An 18,968-nucleotide genomic window follows, 5' to 3' on the forward strand; every position below is an offset into this window, starting at 1 on the left:
GCCAAAAAAAGCGCAACTCGTTGATTTTACTTGTGCTATCTGCTGCCGTGATTGTGCGCCCCGCGCTGCGGGTATAGACTTTGCACATTGTTCACCAAAGGCCCCCTGCGGTCCTGTCGACCGCCCGCGAGCATGAAACCACCGATCCAGTTGCCCCTGGGTGTGCGCCTGCGCGATGACGCCACCTTCATCAACTACTATCCGGGCGCCAATGCTGCGGCATTGGGCTACGTCGAGCGGCTATGCGAAGCCGACGCCGGCTGGACCGAGAGCCTTATCTACCTGTGGGGCAAGCAAGGTGTTGGCCGTACCCACCTGCTACAGGCCGCTACCCACCGCTTCCAGCAACGCGGCGAGCCAGCCGTCTACCTGCCGCTGGCGCAATTGCTCGATCGTGGCGTAGGGCTGCTCGACTACCTGGCCCAGTATGAACTGGTGTGCATCGACGACCTGCACGTGATCGCCGGCAAGGCTGACTGGGAAGAGGCCATGTTCCACCTGTTCAATCGCCTGCGTGACAGCGGCCGGCGCCTGCTGCTGGCCGCCTCGGCATCGCCGCGCGAACTGCCGATCAAGCTGCCCGACCTGAAGTCGCGGCTGACCCTGGCCCTAGTGTTCCAGATGCGTGGCCTGTCCGATGAAGACAAGCTGCGTGCCCTGCAACTGCGTGCTTCGCGCCGTGGCCTGCACCTTACCGACGAAGTCGGCCACTTCATCCTCACCCGCGGGGCACGCAGCATGAGCGCGTTGTTCGACCTGCTGGAACGCCTCGATCAGGCCTCGTTGCAGGCACAGCGCAAACTCACCATCCCTTTCCTCAAAGAAACCCTGGGCTGGTAACCCCGAAAACGCTGGGCCAGAGCGGCAAAACGAAAAAGTCACATCTTTTTCGATAAAATTTGCAAATGGCCATGATAGAGGGCATAGTTTCACCCTTCTAAAGGATTACAGACACGGTCGTGCCCATGCTGAAGCGCTTCGCACCCCTCGTGCCACTCGCACTCGTGACCCTGCTTTTTGGCTGCGCGGCCCAAGGCCCAGCTTCTCATTCAGAGCTGCAGTCCCAGGATCACTCCCCGATCGCCGCACAATCGGCCTTCAAGGCCAAAGCCTCCTCCTCGTCGGTATTCGGCGAGCCGGAAGAGCTGGCTACCGAAGATGACCTGGAGACCTTCTCCAGCAGCAAGCCTTACCAGTTGCCAGCTCTGGCTGACAGCATTCTCGAGCGCGGCATGTCGCTGATCGGCACTCGCTATCGCTTCGGCGGTACCTCGGAGAAGTCCGGCTTCGACTGCAGTGGTTTCATCGGCTATCTGTTCCGCGAAGAGGCGGGTGTCACCCTGCCGCGTTCCACGCGTGAAATGATCAACGTCGATGCCCCGAAAGTGGCCCGCAACAAGCTCAAGCCAGGTGACCTGCTGTTCTTCAGCACCAATGGTCGCGGCCGTGTCAGCCATGCTGGCATCTACCTGGGTGACAACCAGTTCATCCACTCCAGCAGCCGCCGCAGCGGTGGTGTGCGCATCGACAGCCTCGGTGACCGCTACTGGAGCAAGACCTTCATCGAAGCCAAGCGTGCCTTGGCCATGGCGCCGACCACCAATATCGCGCGCAACTGATAGCAAAATGATGTACCCTGCCGCGGCGGCGATGCTTTGAAAAAAGCTTGCCGCCGTGCGCATTTATAGAAAGCGTCTAATCTAATTTCTCAACTCTTTTCGGCTGCGGCCCAGCGGACTCAGACAGGATGTTCTGGCCATGGTAAAGATGGCGCGCTTCGCATTTCTCTCCTTGGCAGCCTTGCTGGCTGCCTGCTCCAGCCGTGCGCCTGCGCCGGCCCCTGTGGTACAGCCGCAGGTAACCTATAGCCAGCCCAGCCCTTCGCCGATTGCCGATGACGTGCTGATGCGTGCCATCGGCCTGGTGGGCACGCCTTATCGCTGGGGTGGCAATACGCCGGACTCCGGTTTCGATTGCAGTGGCCTGATCAAGTACGTCTATCGTGATGCTGCCGGCATAAGCCTGCCGCGTTCGACGCGTGAGATGATCGTAATGCGCGCGCCAACCGTGGATGCCAAGTCTCTGCAGTCCGGCGACCTGGTGTTCTTCGCCACCAGTGGCGGCTCGCAGGTCAGCCATGCGGGCATCTATGTCGGGGAAGGGCGCTTCGTGCATGCACCTTCCAGCGGCGGCACGGTGCGTCTGGACTACCTGTCCAACAGCTACTGGGCCAAGGCTTACCTGCAGGCCAAGCGCGTCATTCCGCAAGGGCATCTGGCGCAGAACCCCTGAGGACAGGCGGGGCTTTGCTCACCCGCCAGACCACGTTGCCGACATCATCGGCTACCAGCACGCCGCCACGCCCGTCGGTGATTACGCCGACCGGGCGCCCTTGGGCCTTGCCATGCTCATCCAGAAAACCGGTAAGCAGGTCTACGGGCTTGCCCGAGGGCTTTCCTGATGGGTCGAACGACACGAAAATCACCTTGTAGCCACTGTGTGGCTTGCGGTTCCACGACCCGTGCTGGCCCACGAATGCCCCTTGTTCGAAGGGCGGTGGTAGCCCGTTCGGTTCGGCGAATGCCAGCCCTAGCGATGCCGTGTGTGGGCCTACGGCGTAGTCGGGCACCAGCGCCTGGGCTACTTTTTCAGGCGCTGGCGGTTGCACGCGCTCGTCCACGTGGCGGCCGTAGTAGCTGTAGGGCCAACCATAGAAACCGCCGTCCTTCACGGAAGTGATGTAGTCCGGTACCAGATCGCTACCGATCTCGTCACGCTCGTTGACTGCCGTCCACAACGTACCGCTGTGCGGCTCCCAGGCCAGGCCGTTAGGGTTGCGCAGGCCGGTGGCGAACAGGCGGTGCTGGCCGCTGGTGGGGTCCACTTCCCAGATCGCGGCGCGCCCCTGTTCCTTGTCCATACCGTTTTCGCCTACGTTGCTGTTGGAGCCGACCGTCACGAAAAGCTTCTTGCCATCAGGGCTGGCGATCACGTTCTTGGTCCAGTGGTGGTTGAGCGGCCCGCCTGGCAACTCGACCACTGGCTGGCCTTCATTGCGAATTTGCATGGCACCGGGCTCATAGTGAAAGCGCAGCAACCTGTCGGTGTTGGCGATATACAGGTCCTTGCCGACCAGCGCCATGCCTAACGGTGAGTTGAGCTCTTCGATGAAGGTCGTACGGATTTCAGCCACGCCGTCGTGGTCGGCATCCCGTAGCAGGGTAATGCGGTTGGCGCTGGGCACGCCTGCACCTGCCCGCTTCATCACCTTCTTCATCACCCAGCCGCGCAGGCCCTTGCCATCTTCGGGCTTGGATGGGGCATTGGTTTCGGCTACCAGGACGTCGCCGTTGGGCAGCAGGTATAGCCAGCGAGGGTGGTCGAGCCCGCTGGCGAACGCTTTCACCTGAGTGCCTGGTGCTGCCTCGGGCTTGGCGTCCTTGGGCCAGCCCACTGCCGGGGCGATATTCACGGTGGGGAGGGTTGTCTTGACCGGAGCAGGCAGCTGGGGGGTTGGGCCACTACCGTCGAGTACATTCAGCAGGGCGGTTTCGCCGCAGGCAGTCAGGCTGGCGGCCAATAACCAAGGCGTCAGGTGTTTCATGGGGCGGCGTCCTCCTAACAGGGCCTATGAATTGAGAGGTCGGTGACATTCGCCAGGTTCCCGGCAACTTTCCAACTGCCGTTGCCGTTGCCGTTGCCGTTGCCGTTGCCGTTGCCGTTGCTGTTGCTTTTGCTTTTGCTTCTAAGCGCGCGATAGTTCAGGCGCCACCGATTGCGACTTCAGGAGGCCGAGCGAAGGGACTGCGGAGGGAGGTGACGGGCATGGATGCCCGTCAAGCGCTGAGGCCCCATGGATGGGGCCTGCAGCGCGTACTCCCGGGAGCAGGCCCGTAGCGAGGGGACCCCGGAGCGAAGCGGAGGGGCCGGATGATGGGAGCCAGCGTTTTTTGGTTACTTTTTGTCGCGTTTGACAAAAAGTGACCCGCCGTAAGGGCGGAAAGGTGATTAAGCGCCACCTTCGAAAATGAATGTTGACCTTGTTGTTGAAGCCCACGCTTGAAAGCGAAGAGCGAAGAGCGAAGAGCGAAGAGCGAAGAGCGAAGAGCGAAGAGCGAAGAGCGAAGAGCGGAAAAAGTACTGGTATTGATCTCGCGCATAGTCCATTTACGATGGCGACGCTTACTCACCTTTTCGCCCTTACGGCGAGTCACTTTTTGCCAAACGCGGCAAAAAGTAACCAAAAAACGCTGCGCTCCCATCATCCGGCCCCTGCGCTGCGCTCCGGGGTTCCCTCGCGCCGGTCTTGCTCCCGGGAGTACGCGCTGCAGGCCCCATCCATGGGGCCTCAGCGCTTGACGGGCATCCATGCCCGTCACCTCCCTCCGCAAGACCTCTGCTCGGCCTCCTGAAGTCGCGAAGATCAAGATCAAGAGCAAGATCAAGAGCAAGAGCAAGAGCAAGAGCAAGAGCAAGATCAAGAGCAAGAGCAAGAGCATGCAGGTCTGGTGGTGACTCAATGCGCCAGTGAGATGCGCTGCTGTTGCAAAGGTGGCGTCGGGGCGAGACCAAGAATCAGATTTAACACCTTTCTTGTAGGCCGTTTCCCAAAGATATTCTTAACACCTATTCTCCGTTGCGCGCGCCAAATGCGGCCTCTAGTCTCGGCATGTCGTTGACCTTCAATGACCGGGTTAGCCGCCCGAAATCGTCAGACACCGCAGTTGAGCAATACCGAGTAATCGGCATTGACGCCTTATGGCGGCTGTGTGTGGGGCACCTGCGGGTGCGCCGGGTGCCTGACGTCCCGGTTGGCTAACCCACGTACAGCTGCCACCATACTGTTTAGCCGCGGCTGGTGGTCGTTCACTACGACAAGAGCCTCGAATGACCGCCGAGGACTCGAAATACACAGACGGCAAAACCGGAGCCGCATATAACTGAAAGGTTTAGCAGGGGCTCTGTGGGAGCGGGCGCGCCCGCGAACACCGGCGCAGCCGGTGCCAGCCACCGCGTTGGATTCTTCGCGGGCACGCCCGCTCCCATAGAAGCCACGTCGCCCGGCCCGAGCCGAAGTTGCTTCAAGCCTGCTTGAGCAGCAACGCCACCCCCGGGAAATACTGCCCCAGCTCGTTGTGCAACTTGCGGTAGGCATACGGGAAGTACCAGGCGATGGCACAGGCGGTATGTTTCTGCAGATCGTCGACCAGGTCCTGCAGTTCCTCGGGGCTGGCATGCTGGCCAGCCTTCCACGGGCTGATGAACAGCGCACCAGCTTTCAACTGGCTGGGGTAGGCCACCTGGCGCGCGAGGGCAGTGGTCTGCTGCAGGGCGTCGGCCATGTCCAGCCTCGCGATTCTTGGCCAGCGCTGACTGACACTGAGGTACAGCGCTTCATCGGCACTGCTGATCGACAGGTCGCAGCGCCCTTCGTGTTCACCTTCGTCGCGCTGCTTCTTGCCGGCAAACTGCTGCAGCGCCGCCAGTTCGGCTTGCCAGGCCGCTGCGGCAAGCAGCCCCGTATTGGCGGCGGCGCCATGCCAGTAAGGTGCTTCGGCATCGCCGGCAAACTGGTTGAAGCGGTCGATACAGTCGCCCCAGCGCTCCAGCACCGGGGCAAGAAACTCCAGGCGCGGGTTGTTGATGATCTGGCCTCGCATGCTGCGCTCTCCTGTTGTAGTTGTGATCGCGTTCAGCTGAAAGTGATGGCTATGTGATATCACTGTATTCAGTGTGGCACAACCAGGTGAATTGGCCATTACCCAGGCGGAGCCTGTTCGGCTGCAAAGCGGCCCGCTTCGATTGACGCTCCCGGTGCAACCCTCTAACCTTCGCGCGTGTTTCAGGTGCCCTGCCAGCCCCGACTGGGCAGGGTGAAACTGGGAAGCCGGTGGGTGCCAGCATGGCGCGATTCCGGCGCTGCCCCCGCAACGGTAGGTGAGTCGCGGCCGCGCAGGGCCACTGGGTGCCAGCACCCGGGAAGGCGCGCAGGCCTGGGCCAAGGCCCGCTCACAAGCCCGGAGACCGGCCTGATACTGCCAACGGCATCACGGAGGGTGATGCGCGGTGCACCGTGGCGTACGGCCACGGCCCCTGCGCGTTCTCCGTCTGCCCGCCTTTTACCTGTCGCCGCGTTGCCGTGGCGACAGCCAGCGGAGAACCCTGATGAGCGAATCCACCGAACGCGACGAACGCCACCTGGCGCGCATGCAGCGCAAGAAGGCGATCATCGACGAACGCATCGCCAATTCCCCCAACGAATGCGGCCTGCTGCTGGTGCTGACCGGCAACGGCAAGGGCAAGAGCAGCTCGGCCTTCGGTATGCTCGCGCGCGCCCTGGGCCATGGCATGCAGTGCGGTGTGGTGCAGTTCATCAAGGGCCGCAACAGCACCGGCGAAGAGCTGTTCTTCCGCCGCTTCCCCGAGCAGGTGCGCTACCACGTGATGGGCGAGGGCTTTACCTGGGAAACCCAGGATCGCCAGCGCGACATTGCCGCCGCCGAAGCAGCCTGGGCCGTTTCGCGCCAGTTGCTGCAAGATCCGAGCGTGCAGTTCGTGGTGCTCGATGAACTGAACATCGCCCTCAAGCACGGCTACCTCGACCTTGACCAGGTGCTGTCCGACATCCAGGCCCGCCCACCGATGCAGCATGTGATCGTCACTGGCCGTGCCGCGAAACCCGAGATGATCGAGCTGGCCGACACCGTTACCGAAATGGGCATGCTCAAGCACGCGTTCCAGGCCGGTATACGTGCACAGAAGGGCGTGGAACTGTGAGCCAGCCGCGCCATTGCCCTGCCGTACTGATCGCGGCACCGGCCTCTGGTCAGGGCAAGACCACCGTCACCGCCGCGTTGGCCCGGCTGCACCGCAACCTTGGGCGCAAAGTGCGGGTGTTCAAGTGCGGCCCCGACTTTCTCGACCCGATGATCCTTGAGCGAGCCAGCGGCGCGCCGGTGTACCAGCTCGACCTGTGGATGATCGGCGCCGATGAAAGCCGCCGCCTGCTGTGGGAAGCCGCCGGCGAGGCCGACCTGATCCTGATCGAAGGGGTGATGGGGCTGTTCGACGGCACGCCGTCCAGCGCCGACCTGGCGCGCCACTTCGGCGTGCCGGTGCTGGCGGTGATCGACGGCACGGCCATGGCCCAGACCTTCGGCGCGCTGGCCCTGGGCCTGGCACGCTACCAGGCGGACCTGCCGTTTGCCGGTGTGTTGGCCAACCGGGTGGGCAGCCTGCGCCACGCGCAGCTGCTGGAAGGTAGCCTGACCGAAGGCCTGCGCTGGTATGGCGGCTTGTCCCGCGAGCGCGGTATAGAGCTACCCAGCCGTCACCTGGGGCTGGTCCAGGCCAGCGAGCTGAACGACCTGGACGCTCGCCTGGATGCCGCTGCCGAGGCGCTTGGCGCCAGTTGCGATGCCGCCTTGCCGCCGCCAGTGACCTTTGCCGAACCCGAGCCGCAAGCCACTACCGCCTCGTTGACCGGTGTGCGCATTGGCGTGGCGCGGGACGAGGCCTTTGCCTTCACCTATGGCGCCAACCTCGACCTGCTGCGCAACCTGGGCGCGCAGCTGGAGTTTTTCTCGCCGCTGCATGACCGCGAACTACCAGCAGTGGACAGCCTGTATCTGCCGGGCGGTTATCCCGAACTGCACCACCACGCCCTGGCCGGCAATGCGCCGATGAGCGAGGCGATCCGTGCCCATCACGCCCAGGGCAAACCGTTGCTGGCCGAGTGCGGCGGCATGCTGTATCTGCTCGATGCCCTGACCGACGTGGCCGGCGAGCGTGCCGAGCTGCTCGGCCTGCTGCCGGGCGAAGCGACCATGCAGAAGCGCCTGGCTGCCTTGGCCCTGCAGGCGGTGGAACTGCCGGAAGGCACCCTGCGCGGTCACACCTATCACCATTCGTTGACCAGTACCGTACTGGAGCCGATCGCACGTGGTCTGAGCCCCAACGGCGGGCGTGGCAACGAAGCGGTGTACCGTCTGGGTCGGCTGACGGCTTCCTACGTGCACTTCTACTTTCCCTCCAACCCTGATGCGGCGGCGGCGCTGTTGCGACCATGAGCGAACACGCCTACAGCGACGCCGAGCGCGCCGCGATCTATCGGGCCATCGGCGAACGCCGTGACATGCGCCATTTCGCCGGTGGCGAGGTAGCCCCGGAACTGCTGGGCCGCCTGTTGGCTGCCGCGCACCAGGCGCCGAGTGTCGGGCTGATGCAGCCCTGGCGTTTCATCCGCATCACCCGGCGCGATTTGCGTGCGCGCATCCAGGCGTTGGTGGAAGCAGAGCGTGTGCTTACCGCCGAAGCCTTGGGCGAACGCTCCGACGCCTTCATGAAACTGAAGGTGGAGGGCATCAATGACTGCGCCGAGTTGCTGGTGGCCGCCCTGATGGACAACCGCGAGCCGCATATCTTCGGCCGCCGCACCCTGCCGGAAATGGACCTGGCATCGCTGGCCTGCGCCATCCAGAACCTGTGGCTGGCAGCCCGTGGCGAAGGCCTGGGCATGGGCTGGGTGTCGCTGTTCGACCCGCAGGCGCTGGCGGCGCTGCTGGGCATGCCGACCGGGGCCAAGCCGGTCGCGGTGCTGTGCCTGGGGCCGGTAACCGAGTTCTACCCGGCACCGATGCTGGTGCTGGAAAACTGGGCCGAGGAACGGCCCTTGAGTGAAATGCTCTTTGAGAACCAATGGGGAGAGCGCCAATGAGCGTGGCCTTGCTGACCGTGGCCGGGGTGGCCCTGGATGCCTTGCTGGGCGAACCGCAGCGGCGCCATCCGCTGGTAGCCTTCGGCAACATGGCCAGTAACCTCGAGCGCCGCCTGAATGCCGGTGGGCGCGGCTGGCGCAGCCACGGGGTGAGCGCATGGTTCCTGGCTGTGGTGCCGCTTACCCTGGTGGCACTGATCCTCTCCTGGCTGCCGTACATCGGCTGGTTGGTCGACGTGCTGGCGCTGTACTGCGCCGTCGGGCTGCGCAGCCTGGGTGAACACGTGTTGCCAGTGGCCAGTGCCTTGCGCCAGGGTGACCTGCAAGAAGCGCGGCGCCGTGTGGGCTATTTGGTCAGCCGCGAAACCCGCGAACTTGACGAGCCTGCGGTGGCCCGGGCGGCCACCGAGTCGGTGCTGGAGAATGGCAGCGATGCAGTATTCGCCGCGCTGTTCTGGTTCGTGGTCGCCGGCGCGCCTGGCGTGGTGCTGTACCGCCTGAGCAACACCTTGGACGCCATGTGGGGCTACCGCAACGAGCGCTTCGAACGCTTCGGCTGGTGTGCGGCGCGTGTCGATGATGTGCTCAACTATATTCCCGCCAGGCTGGTGGCGTTGACCTACGCGCTGCTGGGCAAGACGCGTCTGGCCCTGGCCTGCTGGCGCAAGCAGGGCCCGCTGTGGGACAGCCCCAATGCCGGGCCGGTGATGGCCGCCGGTGCTGGTGCGTTAGGGGTGGAACTCGGTGGCCCGGCGGTGTACCACGGCGAGCTGCATGAGCGGCCACGCCTGGGTGACGGGCCAATGGCCGACGCCGACGCCATCGAGCGCGGCTGGGGCTTGGTGCAGCGCGGTGTATGGCTGTGGCTGCTGGTGATCTGCCTGGGGGCCTATATCAATGCTTGAACACGGAGGCCGCCTGCTGCGGGCGGTACGGCAATACGGCATCGCCCGCGAGCAGTGGCTCGACCTGTCCAGCGGCATTGCGCCATGGCCTTTCCCGATTCCACCGATCCCCATGGAGGCCTGGGCCCGCCTGCCGGAGACCGAGGACGGCCTGGAGGACGCCGCGCGTGCGTATTACGGCGCCCGCCAATTGCTGGCGGTGGCCGGTTCCCAGGCCGCGATCCAGGCCTTGCCGCTGCTGCGTGCAGCCGGCAGGGTAGGGGTGTTGACGCCATGCTATGCCGAGCATCCGTACGCCTGGCAACGGGCGGGGCACCAGTTGCTGGAGCTGGATGAAGCGCAGGTCGAGGCGACGCTCGACAGCCTCGACGTACTGGTGCTGGTGAACCCCAACAACCCTACCGGCCGCCGGGTGCCGCGTGAACGCCTGCTGGATTGGCACATGCGCCTGGCCGCCCGTGGTGGCTGGCTGCTGGTCGATGAAGCGTTCATGGACAACACCCCGGCGCAAAGCGTGGTCGATTGTGCCGAGCGCCCGGGGCTGATCGTGCTGCGCTCGTTCGGCAAGTTCTTCGGCCTGGCTGGTGTGCGCCTGGGGTTCGTTGCCGCCGAACGCAGCCTGCTGCTGCGCCTGGCCGAGTTGCTCGGCCCGTGGACTGTCAATGGCCCGACCCGGGTGCTGGCCCAGGCCAGCCTGGCCGACCACGCCGCCCAGCGTGTGCAGGTCGAACGCTGCGCTGCTGCCAGCCAGCGGCTGGCTATGCTGTTGCGCAGCGTCGGCCTGGCGCCCAGCGGTGGTTGCGATCTGTTCCAGTACGTACGCAGCGAGCACGCTGCGCAACTGCATGACTTTCTCGCCCGCCGCGGCATCTTGGTGCGGCTGTTCGAGCAGCCGCAGGCGATACGCCTGGGGCTGCCAGTCTGTGCGGCGGACGAACAGCGCCTGGCCCAAGCCCTGGCGGCCTATCAGAAGGAAACGGCATGACCACCCTCATGGTGCAAGGCACCACCTCCGACGCCGGCAAGAGCACGCTGGTGACCGCACTGTGCCGCTGGCTGTTGCGCCAGGGCGTCGGCGTGGTGCCGTTCAAGCCGCAGAACATGGCGCTGAACAGCGCGGTGACCGCCGATGGCGGTGAAATCGGCCGGGCCCAGGCGGTGCAGGCCCAGGCCTGCCGGCTGCAACCACACACCGACATGAACCCGGTGCTGCTCAAGCCCAACAGCGACACCGGCGCGCAGGTGATCATCCATGGCCGTGCCGTCACCAGCATGAACGCGGTGGCCTACCACGACTACAAGGCCATCGCCATGCAGGCGGTGCTGGCTTCGCACCAGCGTCTGAGTGCTGCCTGGCCGGTGGTCATGGTCGAAGGCGCGGGCTCGCCGGCGGAGATCAACCTGCGTGCCGGTGACATTGCCAACATGGGTTTTGCCGAAGCGGTGGACTGCCCGGTGATCCTGGTTGCCGACATCAATCGTGGTGGTGTGTTCGCCCATCTCGTCGGCACCCTGGAACTGCTGTCGCCCAGTGAGCAGGCGCGGGTAAAGGGCTTTGTCATAAACCGCTTCCGCGGCGACATCGCCTTGCTGCAGCCGGGGCTGGACTGGCTGGAACAGCGCACCGGCAAACCGGTACTGGGCGTGCTGCCGTATGTAAACGACCTGCATCTGGAAGCCGAAGACGGCATCGACGCACGCCAGGGGGCAAAGGCCGAGCGCGTGCTCAAGGTGATCGTCCCGGTGCTGCCGCGTATCAGCAACCACACCGACTTCGACCCACTGCGCCTGCACCCCCAGGTGGACCTGCAGTTCATCGGCGCGGGCCAGCCGATCCCGGCCGCCGACCTGATCATCCTGCCGGGTTCCAAGAGTGTGCGCGGCGACCTGGCGCAACTGCGTGAGCGCGGTTGGGACAAGGCCATCGACCGGCACCTGCGCTATGGCGGCAAGCTGATCGGGATCTGCGGTGGCTTGCAGATGCTGGGCCGCGAAGTGCATGACCCGCTTGGTCTCGAAGGGGCTGCTGGCTCCAGCCCGGGGCTTGGCCTGCTCGATTACGCCACGGTGCTCGAAGCCGAGAAGCAACTGCGCAACGTTGCCGGCACGCTGAACCTGGAAGCAGTCCCGGTTGCCGGTTATGAAATTCATGCCGGCGTCACCACGGGGCCTGCCCTGGAGCAGCCAGCCGTGCAACTTGCCGATGGGCGTTGCGATGGTGCTGTCAGCGCTGATGGCCAGATACTTGCCACCTACCTGCACGGCCTGTTTGAAGGCAGCCAGTCGTGCGCGGCGCTGCTGCGCTGGGCTGGGCTGGATGATGTGCAGGCCGTCGACTACCAGGCCCTGCGCGAACGCGATATCGAACGCCTGGCCGACCTGGTGGAAAAGCACCTGGACACCGCGCGCCTGCGCCAGCTCTGTGGGGTGGCCTGACATGCTCAACCTGATCCTCGGCGGCGCCCGCTCGGGCAAGAGCCGCCTGGCCGAACAGCTGGCCAGCGCCAGTGGCCTGCCGGTGACCTACATCGCCACCAGCCAGCCGCTGGATGGTGAAATGAACGAACGCGTGCTGCTGCATCGCCAGCGTCGCCCTGATGACTGGGGTTTGATCGAGGAACCCCTGGCCCTGGCCGCGGTACTGCGCGCCGAAGCGGCCGAAGGGCGCTGCCTGCTGGTGGATTGCCTGACCCTGTGGCTGACCAACCTGCTGATGCTCGAAGACGACCAGCGCCTGGCCGAGGAGCGTGATGCGCTGCTGGCCTGCCTGGAACAGTTGCCGGGCACGGTCATCCTGGTCAGTAACGAAACCGGCCTGGGCGTCGTGCCCATGGGCGAGCTGACTCGTCGTTATGTCGACCTGGCCGGCTGGCTGCACCAGGCCGTGGCCGAACGCTGTCAGCGCGTGGTGCTGACTGTGGCCGGCCTGCCCCTAATGCTCAAAGGACCTGCACTATGACCCAAGCCTGGTGGCGTGACGCCTGCCAACCTCTCGACAACGCCGCCATGGACCAGGCCCGCGCCCGTCAGCAGCAGCTGACCAAACCTGCCGGTTCGCTAGGCCAACTGGAAGGATTGGCCATTCAGCTGGCCGGCCTGCAGGGGTGTGAACGGCCGACCTTGGATAACGCCGCAATCAGCATTTTTGCCGGTGACCACGGCGTGGTCGAGGAAGGCATCTCGGCCTACCCGCAAGCGGTGACCGGGCAGATGCTGCGCAACTTCGTCGGTGGTGGCGCGGCAATCAGCGTGCTGGCGCGCCAGCTGCAGGCGAGTCTGGAAGTGGTCGACCTGGGCACCATCGACCCCCACCTGGAACTGCCTGGCGTGCGCCACCTGCGCCTTGGCGCCGGTACCGCCAACTTCGCCCGCCAGCCGGCGATGACCGAGGGCCAGCTGCAGGCCGCCCTGCAGGCCGGTCGCGATAGTGCCCTGCGCGCCGCCGAACAGGGCGCGCAGCTGTTCATCGGGGGCGAGATGGGTATTGGCAACACCACGGCTGCCGCTGCCCTGGCCAGCGTGTTGCTCGGCTGCCCGCCGGCTGAATTGAGTGGCCCGGGTACCGGCCTGGACCACGCCGGGGTGCGGCACAAGGCCGAGGTCATCGAGCGTGCGTTGAGCCTGCATGGCCTTAGCGCCAACGATCCATTGCAGGCACTGGGCTGTGTCGGTGGTTTCGAGATCGCGGCCTTGGCCGGTGCCTACATTGGCTGCGCGCAGGCGGGTATCGCGGTACTGGTGGACGGCTTCATCTGCAGTGTCGCCGCGCTGCTGGCGGTGCGCCTCAACTCGCAGTGCCGGGCCTGGTTGCTGTTCGCCCACCAAGGCGCAGAGCCTGGGCACAAAGCCTTGCTCGACGCCTTGCAGGCCGAGCCGTTGCTGGCCCTGGGACTGCGCCTGGGCGAGGGCAGTGGGGCTGCCCTGGCCGTGCCGCTGTTGCGCCTGGCCTGTGCGTTGCACGGGCAGATGGCGACCTTTGCCGAGGCTGCTGTGGCGGACCGCCCGGCATGATTCTCGACCTGCTACGCCATGGCGAAACCGAACAGGGCGGCTTGCGTGGCAGCCTTGATGATGCCTTGACCGACAAGGGCTGGGCGCAGATGCGTCAAGCCGTGGCCGAAGCCGGCCCGTGGGAGGTGCTGGTCAGTTCGCCGCTGCAGCGCTGTGCCCGTTTTGCCGAGGAACTGGGCGAGCGGCTGAACCTGCCTGTGCAGCGCGAAGCGGCATTGCAGGAGCTGCATTTTGGCGACTGGGAGGGCCGTAGTGCCGCGCAGATCATGGAAGACCAGGCGGACGCGCTGGGGCGCTTCTGGGCGGACCCTTACGCGTTTACACCGCCCAATGGCGAGCCGGTCGAGGCGTTCGCCGAGCGTGTGCTGGCGGCTGTCGAGCGCTTGAGTCAGCAGCATGCTGGCAAGCGTGTGCTGCTGGTCACCCATGGCGGCGTGATGCGGCTGCTGCTGGCCCGTGCCCGTGGTTTGCCAAGGGCGCAGTTGCTTCAGGTCGAAGTCGGCCACGCTGCGCTCATGCGATTGGTGCCGGGTGACGACGGCCAGTGGGTCGAGGGGCGCTGACATGTTGCCGTTGTGGATTGCCTTGCAGTTTCTCAGCAGCCTGCCGGTGAGTCTGCCGGGCATGCCGGCGCCGCGCGAGGTGGGGCGCTCGCTGCTCTGCTACCCGCTGGTCGGGTTGCTGTTCGGCCTGTTGCTGTGGCTGGCCAGCTACCTGCTGCAGGGCACGCCTGCGCCGCTGCACGCGGCCCTGCTGCTCACGTTGTGGGTGTTGCTCAGTGGCGCCTTGCACCTGGATGGCCTGGCGGACAGCGCCGACGCTTGGCTTGGCGGTTTCGGTGACCGCGAACGCACCTTGCTGATCATGAAGGACCCACGTAGCGGGCCGATTGCCGTGGTCACCCTGGTGCTGGTGCTGTTGCTGAAGTTCTGCGCTTTGTGGGTGCTGGTCGAGCAGGGCATTGGCGCACAGTTGCTACTGGCACCGCTGATCGGGCGGGCGGCGATGCTCGGGCTGTTCCTGAGTACGCCATATGTACGGCAGGGCGGTTTGGGGCAGGCGCTGGCCGAGTACCTGCCCCGGCATGCGGCCGGCTGGGTGCTGCTGGGCTGTGTGCTTTTCTGTCTGGTCCTGGGCGGGTGGATCGTGGTGCTGGCGTTGGCGGTGTTTGCCTGGTTGCGGCACCTGATGTGCCGGCGCCTGGGCGGGACTACCGGCGATACTGCTGGTGCAATGCTGGAGTTGCTCGAACTGGCCGTGGTGCTGGGGTTGGCGTTGGGCCTCTGAGCCTTGCTCTGGGCCCTGCAGGAGCGCAATCAGATGTGTCTGTAGGGCGTTTCTGAGCCTAACGTGTCGGTAAATTCCTGAAAAAACTCAGCAAGAACCGGCATCTTTTCAATGGCGTATGCTTGCCCCTCCCGCAAACTGTCGAGGAGTGTCGGCACCATGCGTCATGTCATTCTTGCTGCGTTTTTGTTGGCCATGGGGCCTGCCGCCGTGGCAGCCGATCTCATGGCTTTCTGGAACACCCCCCGCCACGGTGGCAACAGCTTCAACCGGCTGCCACCTGACCAAGCCTACTTCGACGCCTTGAGCGGTTATGGCGCGACCTGGGTGCGGCTGTCCTACGACAAATGGCAGCCGGCGGAACGCGATTTCCTCATCGGCGATGCCGATGCCTACCAAGGCCTGCCTGCCGCCGACCTGGCCACGCTGCGAGCTACCCTCGACCGCGCCCACCAGGCCGGCCTCAAGGTGGTCATCTCACCGCTCTCGTTACCCGGTATGCGCTGGTCGCAAAACAACCAGGGCCAGTTCGACGACCGCCTCTGGCAGGACAAACGCTACTGGTTGCAGTCTGCGGCCTTCTGGCGGGATCTGGCCCGTGAGCTGAAAGGTCACCCGGCCATCGCCGCCTACAACCTGGTCAACGAGCCCGCCCCGGAGAAGCACGGTGGCCTGGCCGAGCATGCCAACCCTGGGCAAATGCAGCAGTGGTATGCAGGGCAGCAGGGCACTGCGCGTGATCTGCCGGCCCTGTATCGGCAGTTGATAGCGGCTATTCGCGAGGAGGACGCGGACACGCCGGTCATGCTCGATGCCGGCTGGTTCGCCGCCGCCGACGCCTTCGGTTACTGGCCGGCTCCCCTGGAAGACCAGCGGGTGCTGTACAGCGTGCACATGTACGAGCCCTATCTGGTGACCAGTGCACCGAACATGACGCGCAAGCAACCCATCGCCTATCCCGGCCCGGCACCGTTTGCGGGGCAGACGCAGCAGTGGGATGGCCAGCGTGTGGCGCAATACCTGCGCCAGCCGCTGGATTGGGCCGCGGCCATGAACGTGCCCCGCTCTCGGTTGGTGGTGGGCGAGTTCGGCTGCATGCGCAGGCTGCCGGGCTGCCGGCAATACCTGGAAGACGTGCTCAGCGTGCTGGATCGCCACCAGTTGCACTGGGCCTTCTACAGCTTCCGTGAAGACAACTGGGATGGCATGGACTATGAGCTGGGCTCGACCAAGGTGCCGTGGCGCTATTGGCAGGCAATCGAGCAGGGCGCTCCAGACCCGCTACCGCGCAAGGCCACGGTGGAGTTCGAGCCGATTCGCAAGCGGCTGAACCCAGGCTGAGGTGTCTGGCAGTCGTGAAAACTCTTGCAATACACATGATGCGGGTATATACACGTATCCATGTTGACCAGTGAATGCATCTGCACCCATCTGCGTCGCGCCGCCCGTGGGGTGAGCCGGCATTACGACGAGGCCCTTGCCAGCTTTGGGGTCAATGTCGCCCAGTTTTCCCTGTTGCGTCATCTGCAGCGGCTCGATCGTCCCAGTATCACCACCCTGGCGGAGGCCATGGGCCTGGAGCGCAGTACCCTGGGCCGCAACCTGCGGGTGCTGGAGGCTGAAGGGCTGGTGGCCTTGGCCGATGGTGACGACCAACGCAACCGCGTGGTGCTGCTGACCGAGGCCGGTACCCAATTGCTGCACGCGGCCCATCCGGCCTGGGAAGAGGCACAGGCAGAGTTGGTGGAGCGGCTGGGGGCAGGGCAGCGGGATGAACTGGTCCGTTTGCTGAATCAGCTGGCTTGAAATTGGTACGACTATAAGCGGGTATATACCCGTAAAACCTTGCGATGTGCTGGAGATAACGACAATGACTTCGGTGTGGCGAACCAGCGGGTGGGTATTGGTGGGGGCAGCGCTGATCCTGGCGCTATCCCTGGGTGTGCGGCACGGCTTCGGCCTGTTCCTGGCGCCTATGAGCGCGGACTTCGGCTGGGGGCGTGAGGTGTTTGCCTTCGCCATCGCCTTGCAGAACCTGATCTGGGGGCTGGCGCAACCGTTCGCCGGCGCCCTGGCTGACCGCATGGGCGCGGCGCGGGTGGTGATCATTGGCGGTATTCTCTACGCTGCCGGGTTGGTGCTGATGGGTATGGCCGACTCGGCCTGGTCGTTGTCGCTGAGTGCCGGCTTGTTGATCGGTATCGGTCTGTCCGGCACCTCGTTCTCGGTCATCCTCGGCGTGGTCGGGCGTGCCGTGCCGGCGGAAAAGCGCAGCATGGCCATGGGCATTGCCAGTGCTGCTGGTTCTTTTGGCCAGTTCGCAATGTTGCCGGGCACGCTCGGCCTTATCCAGTGGCTGGGCTGGTCCGCAGCGTTGCTGGTCCTGGGCCTGATGGTGGCGCTGATCGTGCCTTTCGTCGGCCTGCTGCGCGACCGGCCTCTGCCCACTCATGGAGCCGAACAGACCCTGAGCCAGGCTTTGCGCGAGGCTTGCTCGCACTCCGGCTTCTGGTTGCTGGCGCTGGGCTTTTTCGTTTGTGGTTTCCAGGTGGTGTTCATTGGCGTGCATCTGCCGGCCTACCTGGTCGACCAGCATCTTGCCGCGACTACCGGCACCACGGTGCTGGCGCTGGTAGGCCTTTTCAATATCGTCGGTACCTTCACTGCCGGCTGGCTGGGCGGGCGCATGTCCAAGCCGCGCCTGCTGACCGGGTTGTACCTGCTGCGTGCGGTAGTGATCGTGCTGTTCCTCTGGGCGCCGGTGACCGAATTCAGTGCTTATCTGTTCGGCATCGCCATGGGCCTGCTGTGGTTGTCCACGGTGCCGTTGACCAACGGCACCGTGGCTACCGTATTCGGCGTGCGCAACTTGTCCATGCTTGGCGGTATCGTCTTCCTGTTCCACCAGCTGGGTGCCTTCCTGGGCGGTTGGTTGGGCGGGGTGGTGTATGACCGCACCGGCAGCTACGACCTGGTCTGGCAGATTTCCATCCTGCTCAGCCTGCTGGCTGCCGCCCTCAATTGGCCCGTGCGCGAACGCCCGGTCGCCCGCCTGCAGGCCCAGGCCGCATGAACCGCTACCTGGCTCGAGGGCTACTGCCCGTCGCCGCCCTGTTGCTGCTGGCGCTTGTGTGGTGGGGCTGGCACAAGGGTGGGATGGCGTTGATGCAGCTGGGCATGAGTGTTTGTTAGGCGCTACCCTGCAAGTTCAGGGATTGTCTTGCGGGAGAAACGAGTCATGCGTGCACATTGGTTGACGGTGCCGGTGCTGGCCCTGCTTGCCGGCGCATCGAGCTGGGCTGCCGATTGCCCGGCGTTGTTGCAGGGCAGCCTGCCAGAGTTGCGAGGCAAGGGGCAGGTGGACCTGTGCGAGCGCTTTGCCGGCAAGCCCTTGGTGGTGGTGAATACGGCCAGTTACTGCGGTTTCGCGCCGCAGTTCGAGGGGCTTGAGGCGACGTACAAGGAATATCACGAGCAAGGCCTGGAAATGCTTGGTGTGCCGTCCAATGACTTCAAGCAGGAGGACGCCGACAGTGAGAAGACAGCCAAGGTCTGTTATGCCAACTATGGCGTTACCTTTACCATGACCAAGACACAGGCGGTTCGGGGCGCGGATGCGATACCGCTGTTCGCGGAGCTGGCAAGCCAGAGCAGTGCGCCGAAGTGGAATTTCTACAAGTACGTGGTGGACCGCAAGGGCAAGGTGATTGATAACTTTTCCAGCCTGACCAAGCCGGATGATCCAGCGTTCCGGGCAGCCATCGAAAAGGCCATTGCCTCCCAGCCATAACCTAGCAGCTCTTGCTCTTGCTCTTGCTCTTGCTCTTGCTTTTGCTTTTGCTTTTAAGCGCGCGATAGTTCAGGCGCCGCCGATTGCGACTTCAGGAGGCCGAGCGAAGGGACTGCGGAGGGAGGTGACGGGCATGGATGCCCGTCAAGCGCTGAGGCCCCATGGATGGGGCCTGCAGCGCGTACTCCCGGGAGCAGGCCCGTAGCGAGGGGACCCCGGAGCGCAGCGTAGGGGCCGGATGATGGGAGCCAGCGTTTTT

21 protein-coding genes and 1 riboswitch are annotated in these 18,968 nt (G+C 64.6%); of the genes, 19 read left to right on the top strand and 2 right to left on the bottom strand.

Annotation, left to right across the window (positions count from 1 at the left end; genetic code table 11):
• The first annotated feature begins 132 nt into the window (after window positions 1–132).
• The 3 genes from hda to M1D87_RS06305 all read left to right on the top strand — a co-directional run bounded on the left by hda (window position 133) and on the right by M1D87_RS06305 (window position 2,292).
• Window positions 133–840 carry a DnaA regulatory inactivator Hda gene (hda, locus tag M1D87_RS06295; RefSeq protein WP_013971369.1) on the top strand — a complete coding sequence of 236 codons (708 nt, stop codon included), beginning with the start codon at window positions 133–135 and terminating at the stop codon, window positions 838–840.
• A 125-nt stretch (window positions 841–965) separates the two neighbouring features.
• Complete coding sequence (locus tag M1D87_RS06300; protein WP_015269239.1) at window positions 966–1,619, top strand: C40 family peptidase; 654 nt, start codon at window positions 966–968, stop codon at window positions 1,617–1,619.
• Between the two features lie 139 nt (window positions 1,620–1,758).
• Window positions 1,759–2,292 carry a C40 family peptidase gene (locus tag M1D87_RS06305; protein ID WP_013971371.1) on the top strand — a complete coding sequence of 178 codons (534 nt, stop codon included), beginning with the start codon at window positions 1,759–1,761 and terminating at the stop codon, window positions 2,290–2,292.
• Here the strand turns inward: M1D87_RS06305 and M1D87_RS06310 are convergent.
• Window positions 2,258–3,604, bottom strand: a complete 1,347-nt coding sequence (locus M1D87_RS06310) for a PQQ-dependent sugar dehydrogenase (RefSeq protein ID WP_421091607.1) — start codon at window positions 3,602–3,604, stop codon at window positions 2,258–2,260. The two genes, M1D87_RS06305 and M1D87_RS06310, sit on opposite strands and share 35 nt — an antisense overlap.
• A gap of 764 nt (window positions 3,605–4,368) precedes the next feature.
• On the opposite strand from M1D87_RS06310, the gene M1D87_RS06315 reads away from it, so the two are divergent.
• Window positions 4,369–4,515, top strand: a complete 147-nt coding sequence (locus M1D87_RS06315; protein WP_421091890.1) for a hypothetical protein — start codon at window positions 4,369–4,371, stop codon at window positions 4,513–4,515.
• 566 nt (window positions 4,516–5,081) lie between these two features.
• On the opposite strand, the gene M1D87_RS06320 is transcribed toward M1D87_RS06315, so the two are convergent.
• Window positions 5,082–5,660 carry a hypothetical protein gene (locus M1D87_RS06320; protein ID WP_015269242.1) on the bottom strand — a complete coding sequence of 193 codons (579 nt, stop codon included), beginning with the start codon at window positions 5,658–5,660 and terminating at the stop codon, window positions 5,082–5,084.
• Window positions 5,661–5,827: 167 nt separating this feature from the next.
• Window positions 5,828–6,047, top strand: a riboswitch (cobalamin riboswitch).
• A gap of 118 nt (window positions 6,048–6,165) precedes the next feature.
• On the opposite strand from M1D87_RS06320, the gene cobO reads away from it, so the two are divergent.
• The 15 genes from cobO (at window position 6,166) to M1D87_RS06395 (ending at window position 18,709) form a co-directional block, all read left to right on the top strand.
• Window positions 6,166–6,777 carry a cob(I)yrinic acid a,c-diamide adenosyltransferase gene (gene cobO, locus M1D87_RS06325; RefSeq protein ID WP_013971375.1) on the top strand — a complete coding sequence of 204 codons (612 nt, stop codon included), beginning with the start codon at window positions 6,166–6,168 and terminating at the stop codon, window positions 6,775–6,777.
• Window positions 6,774–8,069 carry a cobyrinate a,c-diamide synthase gene (locus M1D87_RS06330; RefSeq protein WP_322265362.1) on the top strand — a complete coding sequence of 432 codons (1,296 nt, stop codon included), beginning with the start codon at window positions 6,774–6,776 and terminating at the stop codon, window positions 8,067–8,069. The genes cobO and M1D87_RS06330 overlap by 4 nt, the downstream gene beginning before the upstream one ends.
• Window positions 8,066–8,716, top strand: a complete 651-nt coding sequence (bluB, locus tag M1D87_RS06335; protein WP_322265363.1) for a 5,6-dimethylbenzimidazole synthase — start codon at window positions 8,066–8,068, stop codon at window positions 8,714–8,716. The genes M1D87_RS06330 and bluB overlap by 4 nt, the downstream gene beginning before the upstream one ends.
• Entirely contained in the window at window positions 8,713–9,621 is a 909-nt protein-coding gene (gene cbiB, locus M1D87_RS06340) for an adenosylcobinamide-phosphate synthase CbiB (protein ID WP_015269245.1), read from the top strand. Before bluB ends, cbiB begins: the two co-directional genes overlap by 4 nt.
• Window positions 9,614–10,606: a threonine-phosphate decarboxylase CobD gene (cobD, locus tag M1D87_RS06345; protein ID WP_322265364.1), complete on the top strand. Its 993-nt coding sequence runs from the start codon at window positions 9,614–9,616 to the stop codon at window positions 10,604–10,606. Before cbiB ends, cobD begins: the two co-directional genes overlap by 8 nt.
• Window positions 10,603–12,057 carry a cobyric acid synthase gene (locus M1D87_RS06350; RefSeq protein ID WP_123085853.1) on the top strand — a complete coding sequence of 485 codons (1,455 nt, stop codon included), beginning with the start codon at window positions 10,603–10,605 and terminating at the stop codon, window positions 12,055–12,057. The genes cobD and M1D87_RS06350 overlap by 4 nt, the downstream gene beginning before the upstream one ends.
• A gap of 1 nt (window position 12,058) precedes the next feature.
• Window positions 12,059–12,580 carry a bifunctional adenosylcobinamide kinase/adenosylcobinamide-phosphate guanylyltransferase gene (gene cobU / locus M1D87_RS06355; RefSeq protein ID WP_013971381.1) on the top strand — a complete coding sequence of 174 codons (522 nt, stop codon included), beginning with the start codon at window positions 12,059–12,061 and terminating at the stop codon, window positions 12,578–12,580.
• The gene (gene cobT, locus M1D87_RS06360) at window positions 12,577–13,632 is read left to right on the top strand and encodes a nicotinate-nucleotide--dimethylbenzimidazole phosphoribosyltransferase (protein ID WP_123085855.1); all 1,056 of its coding nucleotides are present in this window, start codon (window positions 12,577–12,579) and stop codon (window positions 13,630–13,632) included. Before cobU ends, cobT begins: the two co-directional genes overlap by 4 nt.
• Window positions 13,629–14,195: a histidine phosphatase family protein gene (locus tag M1D87_RS06365; protein WP_003257717.1), complete on the top strand. Its 567-nt coding sequence runs from the start codon at window positions 13,629–13,631 to the stop codon at window positions 14,193–14,195. Before cobT ends, M1D87_RS06365 begins: the two co-directional genes overlap by 4 nt.
• Before the next feature lies 1 nt (window position 14,196).
• Entirely contained in the window at window positions 14,197–14,919 is a 723-nt protein-coding gene (locus M1D87_RS06370; protein ID WP_322265365.1) for an adenosylcobinamide-GDP ribazoletransferase, read from the top strand.
• Window positions 14,920–15,144: 225 nt separating this feature from the next.
• Window positions 15,145–16,260 carry a glycoside hydrolase family 5 protein gene (locus M1D87_RS06375; protein WP_247847726.1) on the top strand — a complete coding sequence of 372 codons (1,116 nt, stop codon included), beginning with the start codon at window positions 15,145–15,147 and terminating at the stop codon, window positions 16,258–16,260.
• 60 nt (window positions 16,261–16,320) lie between these two features.
• A complete protein-coding gene (locus tag M1D87_RS06380; protein ID WP_421091891.1) occupies window positions 16,321–16,725 on the top strand; it encodes a MarR family winged helix-turn-helix transcriptional regulator in 405 nt (134 codons plus the stop codon).
• Between the two features lie 64 nt (window positions 16,726–16,789).
• Window positions 16,790–17,992 (top strand): MFS transporter, encoded by a 1,203-nt coding sequence (locus M1D87_RS06385; protein ID WP_015269253.1) that lies wholly within the window; start codon window positions 16,790–16,792, stop codon window positions 17,990–17,992.
• Entirely contained in the window at window positions 17,989–18,111 is a 123-nt protein-coding gene (locus M1D87_RS06390; RefSeq protein ID WP_461241464.1) for a hypothetical protein, read from the top strand. Before M1D87_RS06385 ends, M1D87_RS06390 begins: the two co-directional genes overlap by 4 nt.
• Window positions 18,112–18,157: 46 nt before the next feature.
• A complete protein-coding gene (locus M1D87_RS06395; RefSeq protein ID WP_123085858.1) occupies window positions 18,158–18,709 on the top strand; it encodes a glutathione peroxidase in 552 nt (183 codons plus the stop codon).
• The last annotated feature ends 259 nt before the right edge of the window (window positions 18,710–18,968 follow it).

This window comes from Pseudomonas sp. SA233 (assembly GCF_054792385.1).

Bases quoted from the DNA above. Each gene is read 5' to 3' on its own strand.
- hda (WP_013971369.1), top strand. From the start codon at position 133: ATGAAACCACCGATCCAGTTGCCCCTGGGTGTGCGCCTGCGCGATGAC.
- M1D87_RS06300 (WP_015269239.1), top strand. From the start codon at position 966: ATGCTGAAGCGCTTCGCACCCCTCGTGCCACTCGCACTCGTGACCCTG.
- M1D87_RS06305 (WP_013971371.1), top strand. From the start codon at position 1,759: ATGGTAAAGATGGCGCGCTTCGCATTTCTCTCCTTGGCAGCCTTGCTG.
- M1D87_RS06310 (WP_421091607.1), bottom strand. From the start codon at position 3,604: ATGAAACACCTGACGCCTTGGTTATTGGCCGCCAGCCTGACTGCCTGC.
- M1D87_RS06315 (WP_421091890.1), top strand. From the start codon at position 4,369: ATGCCCGTCACCTCCCTCCGCAAGACCTCTGCTCGGCCTCCTGAAGTC.
- M1D87_RS06320 (WP_015269242.1), bottom strand. From the start codon at position 5,660: ATGCGAGGCCAGATCATCAACAACCCGCGCCTGGAGTTTCTTGCCCCG.
- cobO (WP_013971375.1), top strand. From the start codon at position 6,166: ATGAGCGAATCCACCGAACGCGACGAACGCCACCTGGCGCGCATGCAG.
- bluB (WP_322265363.1), top strand. From the start codon at position 8,066: ATGAGCGAACACGCCTACAGCGACGCCGAGCGCGCCGCGATCTATCGG.
- cbiB (WP_015269245.1), top strand. From the start codon at position 8,713: ATGAGCGTGGCCTTGCTGACCGTGGCCGGGGTGGCCCTGGATGCCTTG.
- cobD (WP_322265364.1), top strand. From the start codon at position 9,614: ATGCTTGAACACGGAGGCCGCCTGCTGCGGGCGGTACGGCAATACGGC.
- M1D87_RS06350 (WP_123085853.1), top strand. From the start codon at position 10,603: ATGACCACCCTCATGGTGCAAGGCACCACCTCCGACGCCGGCAAGAGC.
- cobU (WP_013971381.1), top strand. From the start codon at position 12,059: ATGCTCAACCTGATCCTCGGCGGCGCCCGCTCGGGCAAGAGCCGCCTG.
- cobT (WP_123085855.1), top strand. From the start codon at position 12,577: ATGACCCAAGCCTGGTGGCGTGACGCCTGCCAACCTCTCGACAACGCC.
- M1D87_RS06365 (WP_003257717.1), top strand. From the start codon at position 13,629: ATGATTCTCGACCTGCTACGCCATGGCGAAACCGAACAGGGCGGCTTG.
- M1D87_RS06370 (WP_322265365.1), top strand. From the start codon at position 14,197: ATGTTGCCGTTGTGGATTGCCTTGCAGTTTCTCAGCAGCCTGCCGGTG.
- M1D87_RS06375 (WP_247847726.1), top strand. From the start codon at position 15,145: ATGGCTTTCTGGAACACCCCCCGCCACGGTGGCAACAGCTTCAACCGG.
- M1D87_RS06380 (WP_421091891.1), top strand. From the start codon at position 16,321: ATGTTGACCAGTGAATGCATCTGCACCCATCTGCGTCGCGCCGCCCGT.
- M1D87_RS06385 (WP_015269253.1), top strand. From the start codon at position 16,790: ATGACTTCGGTGTGGCGAACCAGCGGGTGGGTATTGGTGGGGGCAGCG.
- M1D87_RS06390 (WP_461241464.1), top strand. From the start codon at position 17,989: ATGAACCGCTACCTGGCTCGAGGGCTACTGCCCGTCGCCGCCCTGTTG.
- M1D87_RS06395 (WP_123085858.1), top strand. From the start codon at position 18,158: ATGCGTGCACATTGGTTGACGGTGCCGGTGCTGGCCCTGCTTGCCGGC.